This window comes from Streptomyces sp. NPDC050164, from assembly GCF_044459945.1.
In the GTDB taxonomy this organism is placed as follows: Bacteria; Actinomycetota; Actinomycetes; order Streptomycetales; family Streptomycetaceae; genus Streptomyces; species Streptomyces coeruleorubidus_A.
The window spans coordinates 1-16,422 of sequence record NZ_JBITJK010000036.1 but is presented as its reverse complement, the minus strand read 5'-3'; the positions used below and the strand labels follow the sequence as shown (position 1 = coordinate 16,422).

The window sequence follows — 16,422 nt, the reverse complement described above, 5'->3', positions numbered from 1 at the left end:
CCCTCCGCGCGGAGGGGCGCACGCTCGTCACCAGCGGGGAAGCCGCAGCTCGTACTCCGGCTGGATCCGCCGCATGTAGCCGGTGTCGTCGCGGCCGCGCATCCCGGAGTCGACGTACCGCCGGTGCAGCTGCTCCAGCCTGTCGTGGTCGAGCTCGACCCCCAGCCCCGGCCCGGTGGGCACCCGGACCTCCCCCTCGCGCAGCTCCAGCACGCCCGGCACGATCACGTCGTCCGCCGAGTTCCACGGGTAGTGCGTGTCGCAGGAGTGGTCGAGGTTGGGGATGGCCGCTGCCACATGGGTCATCGCGGCGAGGCTGATGCCCAGGTGCGAGTTGGAGTGCATCGACAGGGCGATTCCGAACGCCTCGCACACGGCGGCCAGTTCCCGGGTGCGGCGCAGCCCGCCCCAGTAGTGGTGGTCGGTGAGCAGGACCTGGATGGCGTTCTGTTCGACGGCCGGCTTCAGATGCTCCCAGGCGATCACGCACATGTTGGTCGCGAGCGGCATGGGCGACTCCTTCGCCACCTCCGCCATGCCGTCGATGCCCTTGGCCGGGTCCTCCAGGTACTCCAGCACACCGTCCAGTTCACGGGCGACGTACTTCGAGGTCTCGACCGTCCAGGCCACGTTCGGGTCCAGCCGCAGCGGCTGCCCGGGGAAGGCCTCCGCCAGCGCCCGGATCGCGGCGATCTCCTCGTCCGGCGGGAAGACGCCGCCCTTGAGCTTGAACGACCTGAAGCCGTACCGCTCCTGCATCAGCCGGGCCTGCTCGACGATCCCGGCCGGGTCGAGGGCCTCGCCCCAATCGTCGGTGATGGCCGGACGGCCGTCGAGCGCGGGATGCTCGGCCCACTTGTAGAAGAGGTACGCGGCGAACGGCACCGCATCGCGGACCCTGCCGCCCAGCAGATCGCTGACCGGACGGCCGAGCAGCCTGCCCTGCGCGTCGAGGCAGGCCACCTCCACCGCCGAGGTGGTCCAGCCGCGCTCGTGGGAGCTCGGCACGGTCGGCAGCAGGGCCGCGTCGATCGCCGCGGCGACGGCTGTGGTGTCGAAGACGTCCATGCCGACCACCACCTTCGCCGCGGCCTGAAGCCGCTCCAGCCGGGCGGTGCCGCCCGGGGACTCGCCGAGCCCCACCGTGCCGTCCTCCAGGACGAGTTGGAGGACGATGCGCAGCGCGAGCGGCTCGTGCACGCCGTTGGAGTTGAGCAGCGGCGGGTCGCCGAAGGCGATCGGTGTGACGATCAGCTCTCGGATACGCGTCGGGTTCATGCGCCGACCACCTCCAGACCACGGTCGATGAGTTTGGACAGCCGGGCGATGTGCTCCGGTGTCGGATCCAGCAGTGGTGCCCGCACGCCGCCTGCGTCCAGGCCGCGCAGCGTGACTCCGGCCTTGACGAGCGACACGGCGTACCCGGGGACCTCGTCGCGCAGGGCGACCAGCGGGCCGTAGAACTCGTAGAGGAGCCGGGAGACCAGGGCCTCGTCGCCCACGGCGAGGGCCCGGTGGAAGGCCAGGGCGATCTCCGGGGCGAAGGCGAACACCGCCGAGGAGTACAGCGCGACGCCGATGCCCTGGTAGGCGGGCGCGGTCATCTCGGCGGTGGGCAGGCCGTTGAAGAACTGGAAGTCCTCCGTGCCCGGCACGGCACGCACCGCGCGGACGACGCGGTGCATCCGCTCGATGTCCCCGATGCCGTCCTTGAGTCCGACGACCCCGGGCAGCGCGGCGATCTCGGCGGCGGTGTCCTCGGTGAGCCGGGCGGTGCCGCGCTGGTAGAAGACGACGGGCAGGTCCGTGGCCGCGGTGACCTCCTCGACGTACCGCACGAGGCCCTGCTGCGGGGCGCTGACCAGGTAGGGCGGCAGCAGCAGGATGCCGTCGGCGCCGGCCCGTTCGACCCGGGCGGCCTGGTCCCGGGCGACCGGCAGGGGACCGCCGGCGGCCGCGAGGACCGGCACCCGCCCGGCAGTTGTCGTTACCGCGACCCGAGTGGCCCGCTCGATCTCGTCGGCCGACAGGGCGTGGAACTCCCCGGTGCCGCAGGCGACGAACACACCTCCCGCACCCGCGGCGACACCCGACTCGATGTGCTGGGCGAGCCGTTCCTCGTCCAGAGAACCGTCCGCCGCGAACGGCGTGACCGGGAAGAACAGCACTCCGTGGAACTTCATGTCTCCCTCATACGTGGGGGGTGGGTGGTCAGCCCTTCGTGGCACCGGCGGCGATGCCGGTGACCAGCGAGCGCTGGAGGAGCAGATAGACGATCAGGCTGGGAACCAGGGCGATGACCGCACCGGCCAGCACCACCCCCGAGCCGACCTCGGGGTCGGTGCGCAGGATGGACAGGGCGACGGTGACCGTGTAGTCGGTGGGGTCCTTGGCGGCGATCAGAGGCAGCAGGTACTGGTCCCAGATCATGATGAAGCCGAGCACCCCGGCCACGCCGAGCGCGGGCTTGCACAGCGGCAGGACGACCTGCCACAGCATCCGCAGCTCACCGACGCCGTCGATACGGGCGGCCTCCTCGATCTCGGCGGGGATGTCCTTCATGAACTCGGTGAGCACCATCACCGAGAAGCCCCAGGCGCCCAGCGGCAGGATCACACCCCAGACGGTGCCCTTCAGATCGAGGCCGACCACGGGCACATGGCCGAGGATCAGGGACAGCGGGATGGCGATGACCTCCTCGGGGAGCATCATCGTCAGCATGAACAGGGTCAGGATCAGCGCCTGCCCACGGAACTTGTGCCGGGCCAGCGCGTACGCCGCGAGCGTGCAGACGACGAGTTGGAGCAGCAGTCCGCCGCCGGCGATGACCAGGGAGTTGCCGAAGTAGTCCCAGATGCCGCGCGCGCCCGCCACCTGGAAGTTCAGCAGGGTCGGGTGGTGGGGGAGGAACGACAGGGTCGAACCGCTGGCCTTCTCGCTGAAGGAACCGGAGAAGACCGTCAGGAACGGCGCCGCGAAGACGCCCAGGGCGAGCGCGCAGAGCAGGACGCGCAGCGCCCAGGCGGGGCCCGGCCGGTCGCTCCAGCCGAGGGCGGTGTCGAAACGGGCGGGGGTGGTGCGCTGCTTCCCGGCGGACTTCTCCGCGGGGGAGGCGGTCACCGGGGTCCGGACGGGGTCGATGGCGGGCGCGCTCATCTCGCGTCTCCCCTCTTGCGGAAGTAGTTGACCGTGACGGTGAGCAGCAGCGTCACGCAGAGCAGGAGCACGGAGGCGGCCGAGGCACCGCCGATGTCGTTGCGGGAGAAGCCGAGGGTGTAGGCCCGCGTCATCCAGACGTCGGTCGACCCGGCCGGACCGCCGCCGGTGAGGACGTACACCTCGGTGAAGACGCGCAGTCCGCGGATCGCGGCGAGGGTGAGGACGATGCCGAGGGCCGGGCGGATGGCGGGCAGGGTGATGTGCCGCAGCCGCTGCCCCAGCGACACCCCGTCCATCGCGGCGGCCTCGTACAGCGAGCGGTCCACACCCGCCAGTCCGGCGAGGATGATCACCATGTTGTAGGGGGCGAGCATCCAGATGCCCATGGCCATCGTCGCCCACAGGGCCGTTTCGGGGTTGTCGAGGTAGGGCACGGGCCCCAGACCGAGGAGCCCGAGACCGCTGTTGATCAGGCCGTCGGAGGTCGGGTAGTACATCAGCCGCCACATCTCGCCGACCACAGCGGTGGCGGTGACGACGGGCAGGAAGACCGCGGTACGGATGATCTTGAGCGAGCGGGCCTGGCCTTCGAGCAGCAGGGCCAGGAGGAAACCGGCGACGATGCCGCCGAGGGACATGCCGATGCCCAGGACCAGGGTGTGGCCGATGGCGTCCTGGAAGCGGTAATCGGTCAGGACCCGCGTGTAGTTGTCGAGGCCGACCCACTTGTCACCGAGGAAGGGCCGCACGTCGAAGAAGCTGAGCCAGACGCCCTTGCCCATGGGGAGGAACTTGAAGACCAGGGCGAGCAGCAGTCCCGGCGCGAGGAACAGCCAGGGCAGTACGGCCTTCTTGCTGGGAACCCGGGCTCTGCGCGGCCCGGGTGTCGTCACGGTCGCGGTCATTTCAACAGGTCCTGGTCCTTGAGGTCACCGGCGAGGGTGTCGTTGAGTTCCTTGAGACCGGCCCTGACGTCACTGCCGCAGTACGTGAACAGCGCGTTGAGGGAATCGGCCGTGTCCTGCTTGATCGGGGCCCAGTCCGGTGCGTTGGGGAACTGCAGTGAGGCGTCCTCGTACGCCTTCTGCACCACGCTCCAGCGCGCGTCGCCCCGCACTTTCGCCGCGTCCAGCGTGGAGTTGACGGGGATCCGCACGACGGGCTGGTGGTCGCCGGTCATGGCGAGCGTCTGGCCCTCGGGGGAGATCAGGAACGCGGCGAGCGCCTGCTCCTGCTTCGCCTTCCCGGTCCTGGCGCCGAAGTAGATGTCCTCGCCGTCGGCCAGCACGTCGTTCCCGGCCGGGCCCGCGGGCGCGGGCAGGACCTCGTACTTGTCCTTGCCGAGCGCCTTGTCGAACGTGGAGATGTTGTACGGGCCGGTGAGGTACATCCCGGCGTTGCCGTCCTGGAAGTCGGTGGTGTTCGCGGTGACGGAGGTGAGGGCGCTGGGCTGGATGACACCGTTGTCACCGCAGAAGAGGTTGTCCTTCATCCAGGTGACGGTGCGCAGGGCGGCTGCCGAGTCCATGGCGGGCCGGTAGCCCGAGCCGTCCTTCTCGATGATCCGCACGCCGCCCTGCCACAGCCAGCTGGCGCCCCACCAGGCGACATAGCCGTTCTGCGCGCTGCCGGGCACGACCATGCCGTACGTGTTCTTCCTGTCGTCCCCGTCCGGGTCGCGGGTGGCGAAGGCCTTGGCGAGGGCGAGCGTGTCCTGCCAGGTCTTCGGCTGCGGCAGGCCGAGCTTCTCGCGCCAGTCCTTGCGGACGAACAGCGTCATGGCCTGCCGGGAGTACGGGATGCCGTAGTGCCTGCCGTCGCGGCCCAGGGTGGAGGACCAGGACTTGGCGGTGATCTCGTCGTGTCCGGCGATCGAGGCCGGGTCGATGGGCTCGAGCAGGCCCTGGGCCTGGTAACTGCCCATCAGGGCCGTGTCGTTGATCATGACGTCCGGCAGGTCCTTGGTGGACGCGCGGCTCTGCAACTGCTGGTCGAAGTTCATGACCGGCTGGTAGTCGATCTTGATGCCGGTCTTCTCGGTGAAGGCGGCGAACACCCGTTCGTAGGTCTGGGCGGACTCCGGATCGCTCCGGGTCCACACCTCCAGCGTGTTCGGATCGCCGGCCCGGGCGCTGCCGGAACCGGAGCCGCAGGCGGCCGTTCCGAACAGGAGCCCCGAGACGGCGAGCGCGGCAGCCAGGCGGTGCCCGCGGCGGAGCCGCACATCGATGCAGCGTCGGCGATCCCGCATGGATGATTCTCCGTTCATATGCGTGAACCGACTTCACGAATCTAAATGATCGGCCAAGCTACGGATCGTTTCATCACCACGTCAAGACAAGGCTGAAATATTTCACCGAGGTCACACGAGACCGTGGCAGGGCCCCGGGAACGACAACGGCCCCGACCGGATGGACCGGTTGGGGCCGTCTGAGAGAAGGTTCGAGGTCAGTCGCGGTGCTCGGCGCGCTCGGCGTTCTTCTTCTTGATGCGGGCCGCCTCCTTGCGGACCTCCGCCTGGGTGGCGCGCTCCCGCTGAAGCCACTCGGGGTTCTCCTGCTTCAGCGTCTCGATCTCCTCGGTGGTGAGGGGCTCGGTGACGCCACCGCGGGCGAGACCCGCGATGGAGACGCCGAGCTTCGCGGCGACCACCGGGCGGGGGTGCGGGCCGTTGCTCCGCAGGTCCTGAAGCCACTGCGGCGGGTTCGCCTGGAGCTCGTTCAGCTCGGCGCGCGAGACGACACCCTCCCGGAACTCGGCGGGTGTGGCCTCGAGGTACACACCCAGCTTCTTCGCCGCGGTCGCGGGCTTCATGGTCTGGGTGCTCTGGTGCGACGTCATGACCACCAGGGTATCGAGCGTGTGCACGACCGCCGACCACGGCCGGTAACCTGGCCTGGTGACAGGCTCGGAAGAATCTTCCTCGTTCCGGCTCGTGTACGTCCCCGGGGTGATGCCCGACAAGTGGGTGCGCATCTGGAACGAGCGGCACCCCGACGTCCCGCTGGCCCTGACGCAGGTGCCCGCCGGAGCGGCGGCCGGGCGGCTGCTGGACGGTGACGCCGACGCGGGCCTCGTACGTCTCCCCGTCGACCGGACGGTGTTCAGCGCGATCCCGCTCTACACCGAGCAGACGGTCGTCGTCGTGCCCAAGGACCACCTGGTCACGGCCGTCGACGAGGTGTCCCCGGAAGATCTGTCCGACGACATCGTGCTGCACCCTCTCGACGACGTCCTCGACTGGGAGAACCTCCCCGGGCGGCCCGCCTTCGAACGCCCCGCCACGACGGCCGACGCAATCGAACTGGTCGCGGCGGGGATCGGCGTGCTCATCGTCCCCCTGTCGCTCGCCCGCCTCCACCACCGCAAGGACCTCACCCACCGTCCCCTCAAGGACGCACCCGAGTCCGGAGTGGCCCTGGCCTGGCCCGAGGACGCTACGACGGATCAGGTGGAGGACTTCATCGGCATCGTCCGCGGCCGCACGGTCAACAGCACCCGGGGCCGCACACAGCCCCCGGCGCAGGAGAAGCCCAGGCGCGACGACCGCCGCAAGCAGCCGGCCAGGTCGACGGGCGCACAGCGACGCGGGTCCTCCGGCGGCGCCCCCAAGGGCAGCAAGAGCGGCAAGCGGGGCAAGCCCCGCCGCCGCTCCTGACCTCCGGCACCTTCGCTCAGCCCGCGGAAGGCGACGGCTGGATCGCGTTCGGCGCCTCCGTGCGCAGGTCCTCCATACCCTTGGGGATGTTCAGGGTCAGCACCGGCGAGCCCGGCTGCGGGGGCGGCGGCGTGGTCATCTCCTCCGGCATCTTGGGCGGGCTGGTCTGCTGGAGGTTGACCTGCTCGTGATTGACCAGGCCGGTCTTCTCCAGGATCGTGATGTGGTCCAGCACCGTGGAGTTGGCCTGGTCGGCGAGCTGACGCACCAGCGTGTTCCGCGTGTTGGCACGGATCTTGGCGATCGTCGAGAAGATCTGGCCGTGCGTGATGCGCATGATGCTCACCGCGGTGGAGTCGAACTCCTGTCCCTGCGCCCCCTCCACCGTCGCCACGAACTGCTGCTGCTGCGGCGACGCCTGGTTGGGCAGCGTGATGCCAAGCTCGGGGGCGACCCTGCGGCAGGCCGCGTCCAGCCGCCCGTGCCCGACGACCAGATGCTCCCCGGCCTCCTTCATCGCGGGCGACCCGCCGCGCTGCATCACGATCAGCCCGAGCGGGTGCTCCCACAGCCCGGCCGCGCGCACCTTCACCACGAAGTCGCGGTCCGCCTCGGTCAGCGGACCGTACTGGGTGTTGGCGATGATGCGGTCCTGGCCGGCAGCCGTGTTCTGCACGCCCAGCATGCTCGGGTAGGCGAGCGCGGTGAGCGTCAGGATCATCGCACCGCCCACGAACGCGGTTCCTGCCGTGCTGCGCGAGATGCGCATCGTGCCTCCTGGGATATGAACGGCCCAACGCCAGGAGGTACGGATGCCAGGGTCGAAACAATCACCCCTGCCGCAAAAAAATTCGGTGAACCGGCCCGGCCCGGTGCCGAGGGCGGTACGGCACCGGACCTGGAGGGAAAGGCTCAGGGCTGGTACGAGGCCGCGCCCGCCGTGCTCACCACCTTGTCGCCGTCCGCCCTGCTCAGCAGCCCGGCCGTCACCCACGCGTCCACCGTGGACCGCACCCGCGCCACCAGCGCCCCCTTGTTCCGGAACGGCGCCCCGGCCCAGACCTCGTCGAGCAGCGTGGTGCCGCCGGCCTTCGCGGGGTTGGTGACGCCCGAGTCCCGGCCGCCGAAGACGACCTTCGGCTCGGAGCGCCGGAAGTAGGCGTGCGTCGGATCCTCCGTCCCCTCGGAGAACGGCGCCCACTCCCTCCCGTCCAGCGTGAAGTGCAGCGGCTTGCCGGACACCGGCTTGAGGGAGGCCGACAGGTCGCCGGACAGGCCGGCGTTGCGGTACAGCCCGACCTTCAGGTACTCCGTGGCGGCGTCGCGGGCGACCAGGTTGACCGGGCCGTGGAACAGCGTTTGCAGGGACGGATCGTCGAGGGCCTTTTCCACCCGCATCCGGAACGGCATGGCGATGCGGACGGTGTCGCCGGCCAGCCAGGTCCGGGACACGTCGAAGTAGCTCCCGGGTCTCGGAGTCCCGGACACCGCACGCCCGTTGACGGTCACCCGGAACCCGGCCGCCGCCCACGACGGCACCCGCAGCCGCAGTGTGAAGGAGGCACGACCGCCCCCGAAGGTCAGCGTGCTGCCCTGCTCCTGCGGGTAACGGGTGGTCTGCGTGACCGTGACGCCCTTCTCGGCCCAGGTCAGCGTGGACGGGCTGTACAGGTTGACGTACAGGGCACTGTCGTCGGACTTCGCGAAGTACACCGAGTCCTGGTACTTCGTGGCGCTCTCCATGCCGGTGCCCTCGCAGCAGGTCGTGCCCTGCTTGGGCGTGTAGTCCCGGACATGACCGGGCGTCAGCCCGATGAAGTACGTGACGAGCGGCTTCTCCGCGTCCGGCTTGTCCTGCTTCGAACCGAGCACCTGGTTGTACAGGGCCCGCTCGTAGTAGTCCATGTACTTCGGGTCCTGCTCGTGGAAGAACAGGGTCCGGCTCAGCTTGAGCATGTTGTACGCGCAGCAGGTCTCCGCGGTGGTCGCGCTGATCGTGCCCGCGATCACGTCCCGGGCCTTCCAGAACTCCTGCGTGCTGGTGCCGCCGATGCCGTACATGCGGTGGGGTACGACCATGTCCCAGAAGTTCTTCGCCGACGTGAGGTAGCGCTCCTCGCCCGTCTCGTCGTAGAGCCGCACGTACCCGGTGAAGATCGGGATGTGCTGGTTGGCGTGCAGCCCGTCGAGGATGTCGGTGTTCGCCGCGCACGCGTCGATCAGCCGGTCGAGGTCGAACAGCTTGGCCAGCGCGAGGTGTTCGGCCTTGCCGGTGATCGTGTGCAGGTCGCAGATCGCCTCGACGATGCCGCCGAACTCGCCGCTGGAGAAGATCCCCCACATGCGCTGGAGCGTGGACTCCGGCAGCTTGGACAGCCGGGAGTACATCCAGTCGCACATGCCGGACGCGAGGTCGAGGGCCCGGTCGTCGTCCGTGGCGGTGTACGCGTCGAGCAGGCCCCTGAGGATCTTGTGCGCGGTGTAGTACGGCGCCCACACCTTGGTGTAGTCGGGGGTGGTCCGCGACTCCAGTTCGATGAACTGCGTCTCCGGATACGCCGCGAGGAACCCGGGGTGGCTGGGCGCGCCCCAGGTGCGGCGCAGGGTGGCGGTCAGGCCCCGGCCGGAGGCGTCCGCGAAGGTTCCGCCCGCCGTCTCGTCGAAGGCGTACGACGCCAGGTCGCCCCGGCCCGTCGAGGCGTCGGCGGCCCGGCGGCTTAGCAACTCGGTGATCTCGGCGGCGGTCAGCGCCCGCGAGAAGACGTTGAACTCCTCGAAGGCGCCCGCGAAGACCGGGTCGGCGGGGTAGTTCGAGCGGCCGAGCCAGTTGTTCTTCAGAGTGCCGAGGGCCGCCGGGGTGAGGCTCATCGCGGTGTTCCGCGCGACGGCGGTGCCGTTGACGTAGAGCGTGCCGGTGCCGCCCGCGATCGTCACCGCGAGGTGGCTCCACTGGTTCAGCGGCAGCGCGGCCGTCCCGTTGAGGGCCTGCTCGCCGCCGGGGCCCGACGTGGTGATGGCGAAGCGTGGCACTCCGGCCTGGTTGCGGGCGGCCAGATACAGGTAACGGGTGGTGTCGTTGCCGAAGTCGAAGACGCGGGTCCAGTCGGCGCTGTGCGTGGGCCGCACCCAGACGGAGAGCGTGATCGCCGAGGCCCCGCCGAGCACGGCCGCCGGCAGATCCACGTACTGGTAGGAGCCACGCACCTGATCCGCGGCGGTCCCGAACTTCCCGGGGACGCTCAGCACCGCCGGGTCCCGGCGCAGCGCCGCCCGCACCTCGGTCAGCGTCCCGACCATGGCGGTGATCCGGTCGGCGAACACCCGGTCCTTCGTGCCGCGGTACGCCTGCGCCAGCATGGTCAGGAAGTGGCCGGTGTAGTGGCCCCGCAGGTTGCCGTTGGCCTCGCCGTCCAGCCCCTCCCAGCCGCCGGGGGCGACCGCGCCGCCCGTGGCGAGACCGGCGTTGGCGCGGAACACCTGGAGCAGCCGGTTCACGTCGTAGCCGCGGGCGTGGTCCAGCATCAACTGCCGCTTGTCGGCGAAGACGCCCCGGCCGAGGCTGACGTCCTCCAGGTCGAACGGCCGTACGGTCCAGGCGGACGGGGTGCCGGCGGCTGTCGCGGCGGTGGCGGCTGTCGCGGCGGACGCCGGGGCCGCGACGGCCCGGCCTGTCGCCGCCTCGGATATCGCGGGTAGGGCCGCGGCGAGGGTCGCGGCCTGGAGAAGGGTTCGTCTTGAGAGGGGCCGTGCCATGTGTGCTCCTCCACGGGTCCACGGACTCGAAGTGTTCTATATTTCGAACGCTGTGCGAGTGATCGACCAGACGATAGAGAGGGGATGGGGGAGCGTCAACGGGTCGGAAGAGGTGAGTTGAAGAAAGGTCCGTCCTCGGTGGTGATTCAGGAAAGGTGGTTGGTGGTTCAGGCAAGGTGCTTCAGGAAAGGCCCGCCGAGTGCACCAGCCAGCCGAACGCCGCCTGCGCCGTGAACTCCTCCTGGCCGCCCCGCAGAAGCAGACCCGCGGTGGCGAACTCCGGCGCGTCGGCCTGGGCGGCGACGTAAGGGAGGGCGATGCAGCGCATCCCCGCCGCGTGCGCGGCGGCGGCGCCCGGGGCGGCGTCCTCCAGCACCACGCAGGCCGCCGGGTCCGCCCCGAGCCGGCGGGCCGCCTCCAGGAAGACGTCGGGAGCCGGCTTGCCGTGCGCGACCTCGTCAGCCGAGACGACCGTCCGCAGGTGGGCGTCCAGGCCCGTGCCCGCCAGGACCGCCTCGATGGCCTCGGGCGAGGACCCCGAGGCCACGGCCATGGGCACGCCTTCGGCCGCCAACAGCTCGACGAACTTGCGCATTTCGGGGTACGCGCGCGTGGAGCTGCGCGCCAGGTCCAGATAGCGGCGGTTCTTGGCGGTGAACAGCTCTTCCACGGAGGCCCGCAGGCCGTACCGCTCGATCCAGTCCGCGACCGTCTCCTGTGTGCTGATGCCGACGTACCGCTCGTGGTCCGTCCAGCTGAAGTCGGGGACGCCGTGCTCGGCGAGGGTCTGCCGGCCCGCCTCGTAGTAGTTCGGCTCGCTGTCCACGAGCGTTCCGTCGAGATCGAAGATGACCGATATGCCGCCGAGGTTGCTCATGGTTCCAGCATGTCAAAGACCATGATCCATAGGTCGCCGGGGGTCAGGCCCGGGCCGCGCGGCCGATCGACTCCACCAGCGGCAGCAGCCGGTGGGGGACACGCTCCCGCAGGGCGATCTCGGTGCGGGTACGGACGACCCCGGGCAGGCTGATCAGCTTCTGGACGACGTCCTCCAGATGCGCGTTGTCCCGCGCCACGACCCGGGTGAGCAGATCCCCGCCGCCCGTGATGGAGAACGCCTCGACGATCTCGGGCACCGCCGCCAGCGCGTCGCCCACCTCGTCGAGATGGCCCTGGGTGACCTCGATGTGCACGAACGCGAGCACCGGATGCCCGAGTGCGGCGGGGGAGAGGGCCGGTGCCGTGCCGGTGATCACGCCGTCGCGCTCCAGACGGTCGAGCCGGGCCTGCAACGTGCCCCGGGCGACGCCGAGGGTACGGGCGTACTCGCGCACGCTCGTGCGCGGCTGCTCCAGCAGCAGCCGCAGGATGCGGGTGTCGAGCTGGTCCACGGCCATACCGCGCCCTCCTCGTCCGTTGGCCCTGCCGCGGCCGCTCTCCGACCGCTTCAGCTGTGCCAATGGCCCAGTCTAGAAGGAGCCTGTTGAGCCAGTGGCCTCCGGGAGGGTGATATGGAGGCGTCGATGGCGCTGCGGACCCCGCGGCGCCTTTTTCATGCTTTCCCATCCGGCGTTCCGAAGGGGGCGGTAAGTGGTGCTGAAGAGGGTGTTCGTGGCTCCGGATCCGGGGCGGACGCGGCTGCGGTCCGCCACGCGTGCCGTGCTCGGCATCGCGCTCGCGGTCGCCGTGTGCGGTCTCGCCGGACACTCCCTCACGGGAGCAGTCACCGGCGGTCTCGCCGCCCTGCTCGCCCTGTTCACCGTCACCGACGCCACGATGCCCTTCCACACGCACAACGACTTGGTCGGGCTGTCAGTGAGGTACTCGTGGTTGAGTGACTCGGGCGGGAAGTAGTCATTGCCCTCGACCCGTTTGGTCCGCGGGGTTTCCGCGATAGTGACGCCGTTCCAGATTGCACGCATCATGGCTCACTCGTCTCCTCCGCTCGGGTCCAGGGAACCCGGTGAGCGGCCGATTGGCTTCCATCTTCAGGCCGGGTCGTGGAAGGGAGCCTCGTCCTCGGCGGGTTCCCTACTCGGAGGCCCCGCTTCAGGGCTGCATATGCCCGGCGCAGCAGATCATCATCACGAGCCCGGCCCCAGTGGTTTGAGGTATTGGCAAAAGCGACAAGTTGCGAGGCCGGTGTAGCTCGGTACTGGGAGAGGCAGCACCATGAGAGGTACAGACGCCGGCTTCGATCTGGCGGTCATCGGGTCCGGTGCAGCTGCGTTCGCCGCCGCCATCGCCGCGACCGGCAAGGGCAAGCGCGTGGTGATGGCCGAACGGAGTACCACTGGTGGGACCTGCGTCAATGTCGGCTGCGTGCCGTCCAAAGCGCTGCTGGCCGCCGCCGACGTCCGTCACGCGGGCCAGGCCGCGGGGCGCTTTCCGGGCCTGGCGGCGAGGGATGTCCCGGTCGGTTTTCCGGCTCTGATCGGCGGGAAAGACGTGCTGGTCGAGTGGCTGCGGACGCACAAGTACGCCGGTCTCGCGGAGGGGTACGGCTGGCGGATGACCCACGGCAGCGCCGCCTTCGGCGGGGATGCCGACCACCCGGTCCTGCGCATCGCAGGCGAGGACGATGGTGAGGTTCGGATCGAGGCTGCCCACTATCTGATCGCTACGGGCGCCAGCCCATGGACACCGCCCGTAGAAGGGCTGGCGCAGGCCGGGTATCTGACGTCCACCACTGCGATGGAGCTTGATCAGCTGCCCGCCTCCATGGTCGTGGTCGGGGGCAACGCGGTCGGCCTGGAGCAGGCCCAGCTCTTCTCTCGGCTCGGTACGCGGGTCACGGTCGTTGAGGCCCTGGACCGGCTCGCCCCGTTCGAGGAGCCCGAGGTCTCCGCCGCGATCGCAGAGGTTCTCGCGGACGAGGGCATCACCGCCCACACCGGTACCACCCTCACCACCGTCCGGCGCGACGCGGTCGGCTACGCCCTCGGCACCACCACGGCCGGGGAAGTGCGGGCCGAGCAGGTGCTGATGGCGACCGGTCGCCGTCCCGCCACGGCCGGACTGAACCTGGAGCGGGTCGGCGTGAAGACCGGTGCGCTGGGCGAGGTGGTCGTGGACGAGCAGTTGCGCACCGCGCATCCGCGGATCTGGGCGGCCGGGGACGTCACCGGCCAAGCGCAGTTCGTCTATGTCGCCGCGGCTCAGGGTTCGCTCGTCGCCGAGAACGCCTTCGACGGTGCGCAGCGGTCGCTGGACTACGCGGCGCTGCCCCGGGTCACCTTCACCAGCCCCGCCCTGGCCTCGGTCGGCATGACCGAGGCCCAGGCGGCCGAGTCCGGCATCGGCTGCGACTGCCGTACGCTGCCGTTGGCGCACGTGCCCAGGGCCCAGGTCAACCGGGACACCTGCGGACTCGTCAAGATCGTCGCCGAGAGCGCCACCGGCCGCGTGCTCGGTGTGCACGTCGTGGCCGAGGGCGCCGGAGACGTGATCACCGCGGCGACGTACGCGGTGGTCGCCCTGTACCAGTTCGGACTGCTGAGGCGGCTCCCCGAACCGCCTCTGCCCGGGCTGGATGCCAAGCGCGTCGACGCAAGCGGGGAGGCTTACGCCCTCCTGCGCACCCCTGATGCGGCACTGGGGCTGACCAGCGCCGGCATCACCTTGGCGCTCACCGGGATGGGGAGCCGCCGACGGCATCGTGAGCACCCGTGGGTCTCGCTGGCAGCCGCCCTGGCCTCGTACACGCGCACGGCCTTGCGGGTAACCCCGGCCGCCTTCGCGGCCGGCCCGATGGTCAGCCCCTGCATTTCCATCGCCGCCTCCTGTCGCCTTGACCTTTCCCTTGGGTCCAGGTTCTAGCGTCGCTCTTACCGGATCAGAACGCGAACAAGGAGGTGAGCTCGGATGCCGTTCCGCGAAGGTGAGGTTTACCGATGCCCGGACGAGAGCTGCGGCTGTGAGATCACCGTCACGAAAGGTGCCGCTCCTGGCCAGGAAGGGGACCGGGCTCCGACTTGTTGCTGCGGCCGGGAGATGACCAAGATCTCCTGAGCCACGGAAGAACCGTCCGCGCATGTCCGGGTCCCGGGCCGGACGCGCGCGGCCGTCGGCCGCCTAGGATCAGGAGAGATGCTGGGCAGGGTGCGAGGGGCTTTCGCCCCATGCGACTACCGTCGGCTGTGAAGAGCCTCGACGCTGTCGAGGTGGGGGGACCCCTTCCGCATCCTGCCGCTGCTGCTCCTGGGCCGGCTCGGGGGCTGAGGTGGGGTGGGGATGCCTGCGGAAACCTCCCCGTCCTCTCGCCCCGGTGGCCAGGGCAGTGGTCCCACAATCGACAGTCGGGAGGGACGCCCTTCTGCGTACCGACTGGCGGGACAGACCCCCATTGCCGCTGGCCTCATCGCGAGCATGGTGTCAGCCCGCCAGCGGTCACCAAGCTCCTCGGTGATCCAGTCCTGGGACACGAGGGCTTGGCCGTGGCTGCGCCCCCAGCGGGCTTCGACCGAGCTGCGGAAGGGCCCGTCGTCCAGGTCGGCGTGCTCCATCACGATCACCTGGTGAAGCCGGTGCTCAAGCCCCTCATCAGCGGTCCGTCGATGCCTCCGGACCGGTGACACCACCCCCCGAATCATCAAAAACGGGAGGGGGAAGTCATGTCGGGCCGAAGGCCGGAGGCCCCATTGCGGAGCCTCGAAAACGGTAACGGGGGGCTGCCTTGCTGAGTACAGGACTTCACTCGCCTCACGAGACGTCTGTATCAGTTGATAAGCGCCGTATTCGTCTTCGGTACGACCGACTTGTTCCGGGCAGGGGTGTTCGACTCCCGGGACAATCGGGTTTTCGTAGTCGAATTCCACGTTGCCGAACGAGTCACTGAGGTTTTCTCAGAGGCTAATAGGACTCCGTTAGGTCTTCCCGTCGGCCCTGTTCGGGAGCACGTTGGTTGGGTGGATGCACATGAAGTGAACCGTTTCCGAGCGAAGTTGGCGTTGTTCGTGGCGGATGTGTTCGCCTCGGTGCCTCGGAAGGACCAGCGGGCCAAGGGCGACTGCTATCTGCGCGGACTGATGCTGGACGGCCGCCGCAAGTCCATTCAGGCCATGGCCTCGCGATTACCGGACGGCAACGAGCAGAACCTGCAGCAGTTCGTGAACCAGTCCACGTGGGATCCGGTGCCGGTGCAACACCGGATCTGCGAACGGATGCTGCCGCTGATCGGTCCGGCGGCGTGGGTGATCGACGATGTGTCGGTGCCCAAGGACGGCCGGATGTCGGCCGGGGTGGCCCCGCAGTACTGCGGCGTCCTGGGGAAACGGGCCAACTGTCAGGTCGCGGTCAGCGTCCACGCCGCGACCGATACCGCGTCCTGCCCGCTGCAATGGCGGCTGTTCCTGCCCGAGGAGTGGGCGTCGGACACCGCTCGCCGGGCCCTCGCCCGCATCCCGGCGGACATCACACACCGCGAGAAATGGCGCCTCGCCCTGGACATGCTCGACACGCTCGCAGGTTGGGGCATGACGCCTCCGGTCGTGGTGGCCGACGCCGCCTACGGCACCAACGCTCACCTGCGGACCGCGCTGTCCGAGCGCGGACTTGCCTACGTCCTGGCCGTCCGGTCGGATGTGAGCGCCCACCCCTTCGAGACGAAGCCCGTCGCTCCGGCTCGCAATGGGGCCATCGGCTGCTGGCCCCAGCCCCGCTACCGGCAGACCGCACCGTCGGTGGCAGCCCTGGCCGCCGGCCTCGGGCCGGAGGCATTCACCCCGCTCACGTGGCGGCACGGCTCGAGAGGTGATTTACGCTCCCGCTTCGCCGCCGTGCGCGTGCGGCCGGCCGGCAAAGCAGTCGAGCGCCCCATCAAAGCCGCGGCATCGGCCGAACAGGGCTGGTGG

General features: G+C 69.7%; 13 protein-coding genes and 2 pseudogenes. 4 read left to right on the top strand and 11 right to left on the bottom strand.

Going from position 1 to position 16,422, the window contains the following annotated elements; all coding sequences use genetic code 11:
• Window positions 1-27: 27 nt before the first annotated feature.
• From ACIBNA_RS34565 to ACIBNA_RS34540, 6 genes are all read right to left on the bottom strand, one after another.
• On the bottom strand, window positions 28-1,278 hold the full coding sequence (locus tag ACIBNA_RS34565) for a glucarate dehydratase family protein (protein ID WP_399169126.1): 1,251 nt from the start codon (window positions 1,276-1,278) through the stop codon (window positions 28-30).
• On the bottom strand, window positions 1,275-2,183 hold the full coding sequence (locus ACIBNA_RS34560; protein WP_399169125.1) for a 5-dehydro-4-deoxyglucarate dehydratase: 909 nt from the start codon (window positions 2,181-2,183) through the stop codon (window positions 1,275-1,277). The genes ACIBNA_RS34565 and ACIBNA_RS34560 overlap by 4 nt, the downstream gene beginning before the upstream one ends.
• A 28-nt stretch (window positions 2,184-2,211) precedes the next feature.
• Entirely contained in the window at window positions 2,212-3,156 is a 945-nt protein-coding gene (locus tag ACIBNA_RS34555) for a carbohydrate ABC transporter permease (RefSeq protein WP_399169124.1), read from the bottom strand.
• Window positions 3,153-4,064: a carbohydrate ABC transporter permease gene (locus ACIBNA_RS34550; RefSeq protein WP_399169122.1), complete on the bottom strand. Its 912-nt coding sequence runs from the start codon at window positions 4,062-4,064 to the stop codon at window positions 3,153-3,155. Before ACIBNA_RS34550 ends, ACIBNA_RS34555 begins: the two co-directional genes overlap by 4 nt.
• The gene (locus ACIBNA_RS34545) at window positions 4,061-5,410 is read right to left on the bottom strand and encodes an ABC transporter substrate-binding protein (RefSeq protein WP_399169121.1); all 1,350 of its coding nucleotides are present in this window, start codon (window positions 5,408-5,410) and stop codon (window positions 4,061-4,063) included. Before ACIBNA_RS34545 ends, ACIBNA_RS34550 begins: the two co-directional genes overlap by 4 nt.
• A gap of 197 nt (window positions 5,411-5,607) precedes the next feature.
• Complete coding sequence (locus ACIBNA_RS34540) at window positions 5,608-6,000, bottom strand: DUF5997 family protein (RefSeq protein WP_399169119.1); 393 nt, start codon at window positions 5,998-6,000, stop codon at window positions 5,608-5,610.
• Between the two features lie 58 nt (window positions 6,001-6,058).
• On the opposite strand from ACIBNA_RS34540, the gene ACIBNA_RS34535 reads away from it, so the two are divergent.
• Entirely contained in the window at window positions 6,059-6,817 is a 759-nt protein-coding gene (locus tag ACIBNA_RS34535) for a LysR family transcriptional regulator substrate-binding protein (RefSeq protein WP_399169118.1), read from the top strand.
• A 16-nt stretch (window positions 6,818-6,833) separates the two neighbouring features.
• Here the strand turns inward: ACIBNA_RS34535 and ACIBNA_RS34530 are convergent, their stop codons facing one another.
• From ACIBNA_RS34530 to ACIBNA_RS34515, 4 genes are all read right to left on the bottom strand, one after another.
• Complete coding sequence (locus tag ACIBNA_RS34530; protein WP_399169117.1) at window positions 6,834-7,586, bottom strand: DUF4142 domain-containing protein; 753 nt, start codon at window positions 7,584-7,586, stop codon at window positions 6,834-6,836.
• A 143-nt stretch (window positions 7,587-7,729) separates the two neighbouring features.
• Window positions 7,730-10,570, bottom strand: a complete 2,841-nt coding sequence (locus tag ACIBNA_RS34525) for a beta-L-arabinofuranosidase domain-containing protein (protein ID WP_399169116.1) — start codon at window positions 10,568-10,570, stop codon at window positions 7,730-7,732.
• A gap of 181 nt (window positions 10,571-10,751) precedes the next feature.
• On the bottom strand, window positions 10,752-11,447 hold the full coding sequence (locus ACIBNA_RS34520) for an HAD family hydrolase (protein ID WP_399169115.1): 696 nt from the start codon (window positions 11,445-11,447) through the stop codon (window positions 10,752-10,754).
• Window positions 11,448-11,490: 43 nt separating this feature from the next.
• Complete coding sequence (locus ACIBNA_RS34515) at window positions 11,491-11,967, bottom strand: Lrp/AsnC family transcriptional regulator (protein ID WP_399169114.1); 477 nt, start codon at window positions 11,965-11,967, stop codon at window positions 11,491-11,493.
• 196 nt (window positions 11,968-12,163) lie between these two features.
• Between ACIBNA_RS34515 and ACIBNA_RS34510 the strand changes: the two are divergent.
• A pseudogene (locus ACIBNA_RS34510) lies at window positions 12,164-12,349 on the top strand (FUSC family protein); the annotation flags it as partial.
• 35 nt (window positions 12,350-12,384) lie between these two features.
• Here ACIBNA_RS34510 and ACIBNA_RS34505 read toward each other — a convergent pair.
• Window positions 12,385-12,492, bottom strand: a pseudogene (locus ACIBNA_RS34505) (DUF427 domain-containing protein); the annotation flags it as partial.
• A 250-nt stretch (window positions 12,493-12,742) separates the two neighbouring features.
• On the opposite strand from ACIBNA_RS34505, the gene merA reads away from it, so the two are divergent.
• Window positions 12,743-14,389, top strand: coding sequence for a mercury(II) reductase (gene merA, locus ACIBNA_RS34500; protein ID WP_399169113.1), 1,647 nt, complete (start codon window positions 12,743-12,745; stop codon window positions 14,387-14,389).
• A gap of 1,088 nt (window positions 14,390-15,477) precedes the next feature.
• On the top strand, window positions 15,478-16,422 hold a 945-nt coding region (locus tag ACIBNA_RS34495), incomplete at its 3' end, for an IS701 family transposase (protein WP_399169112.1).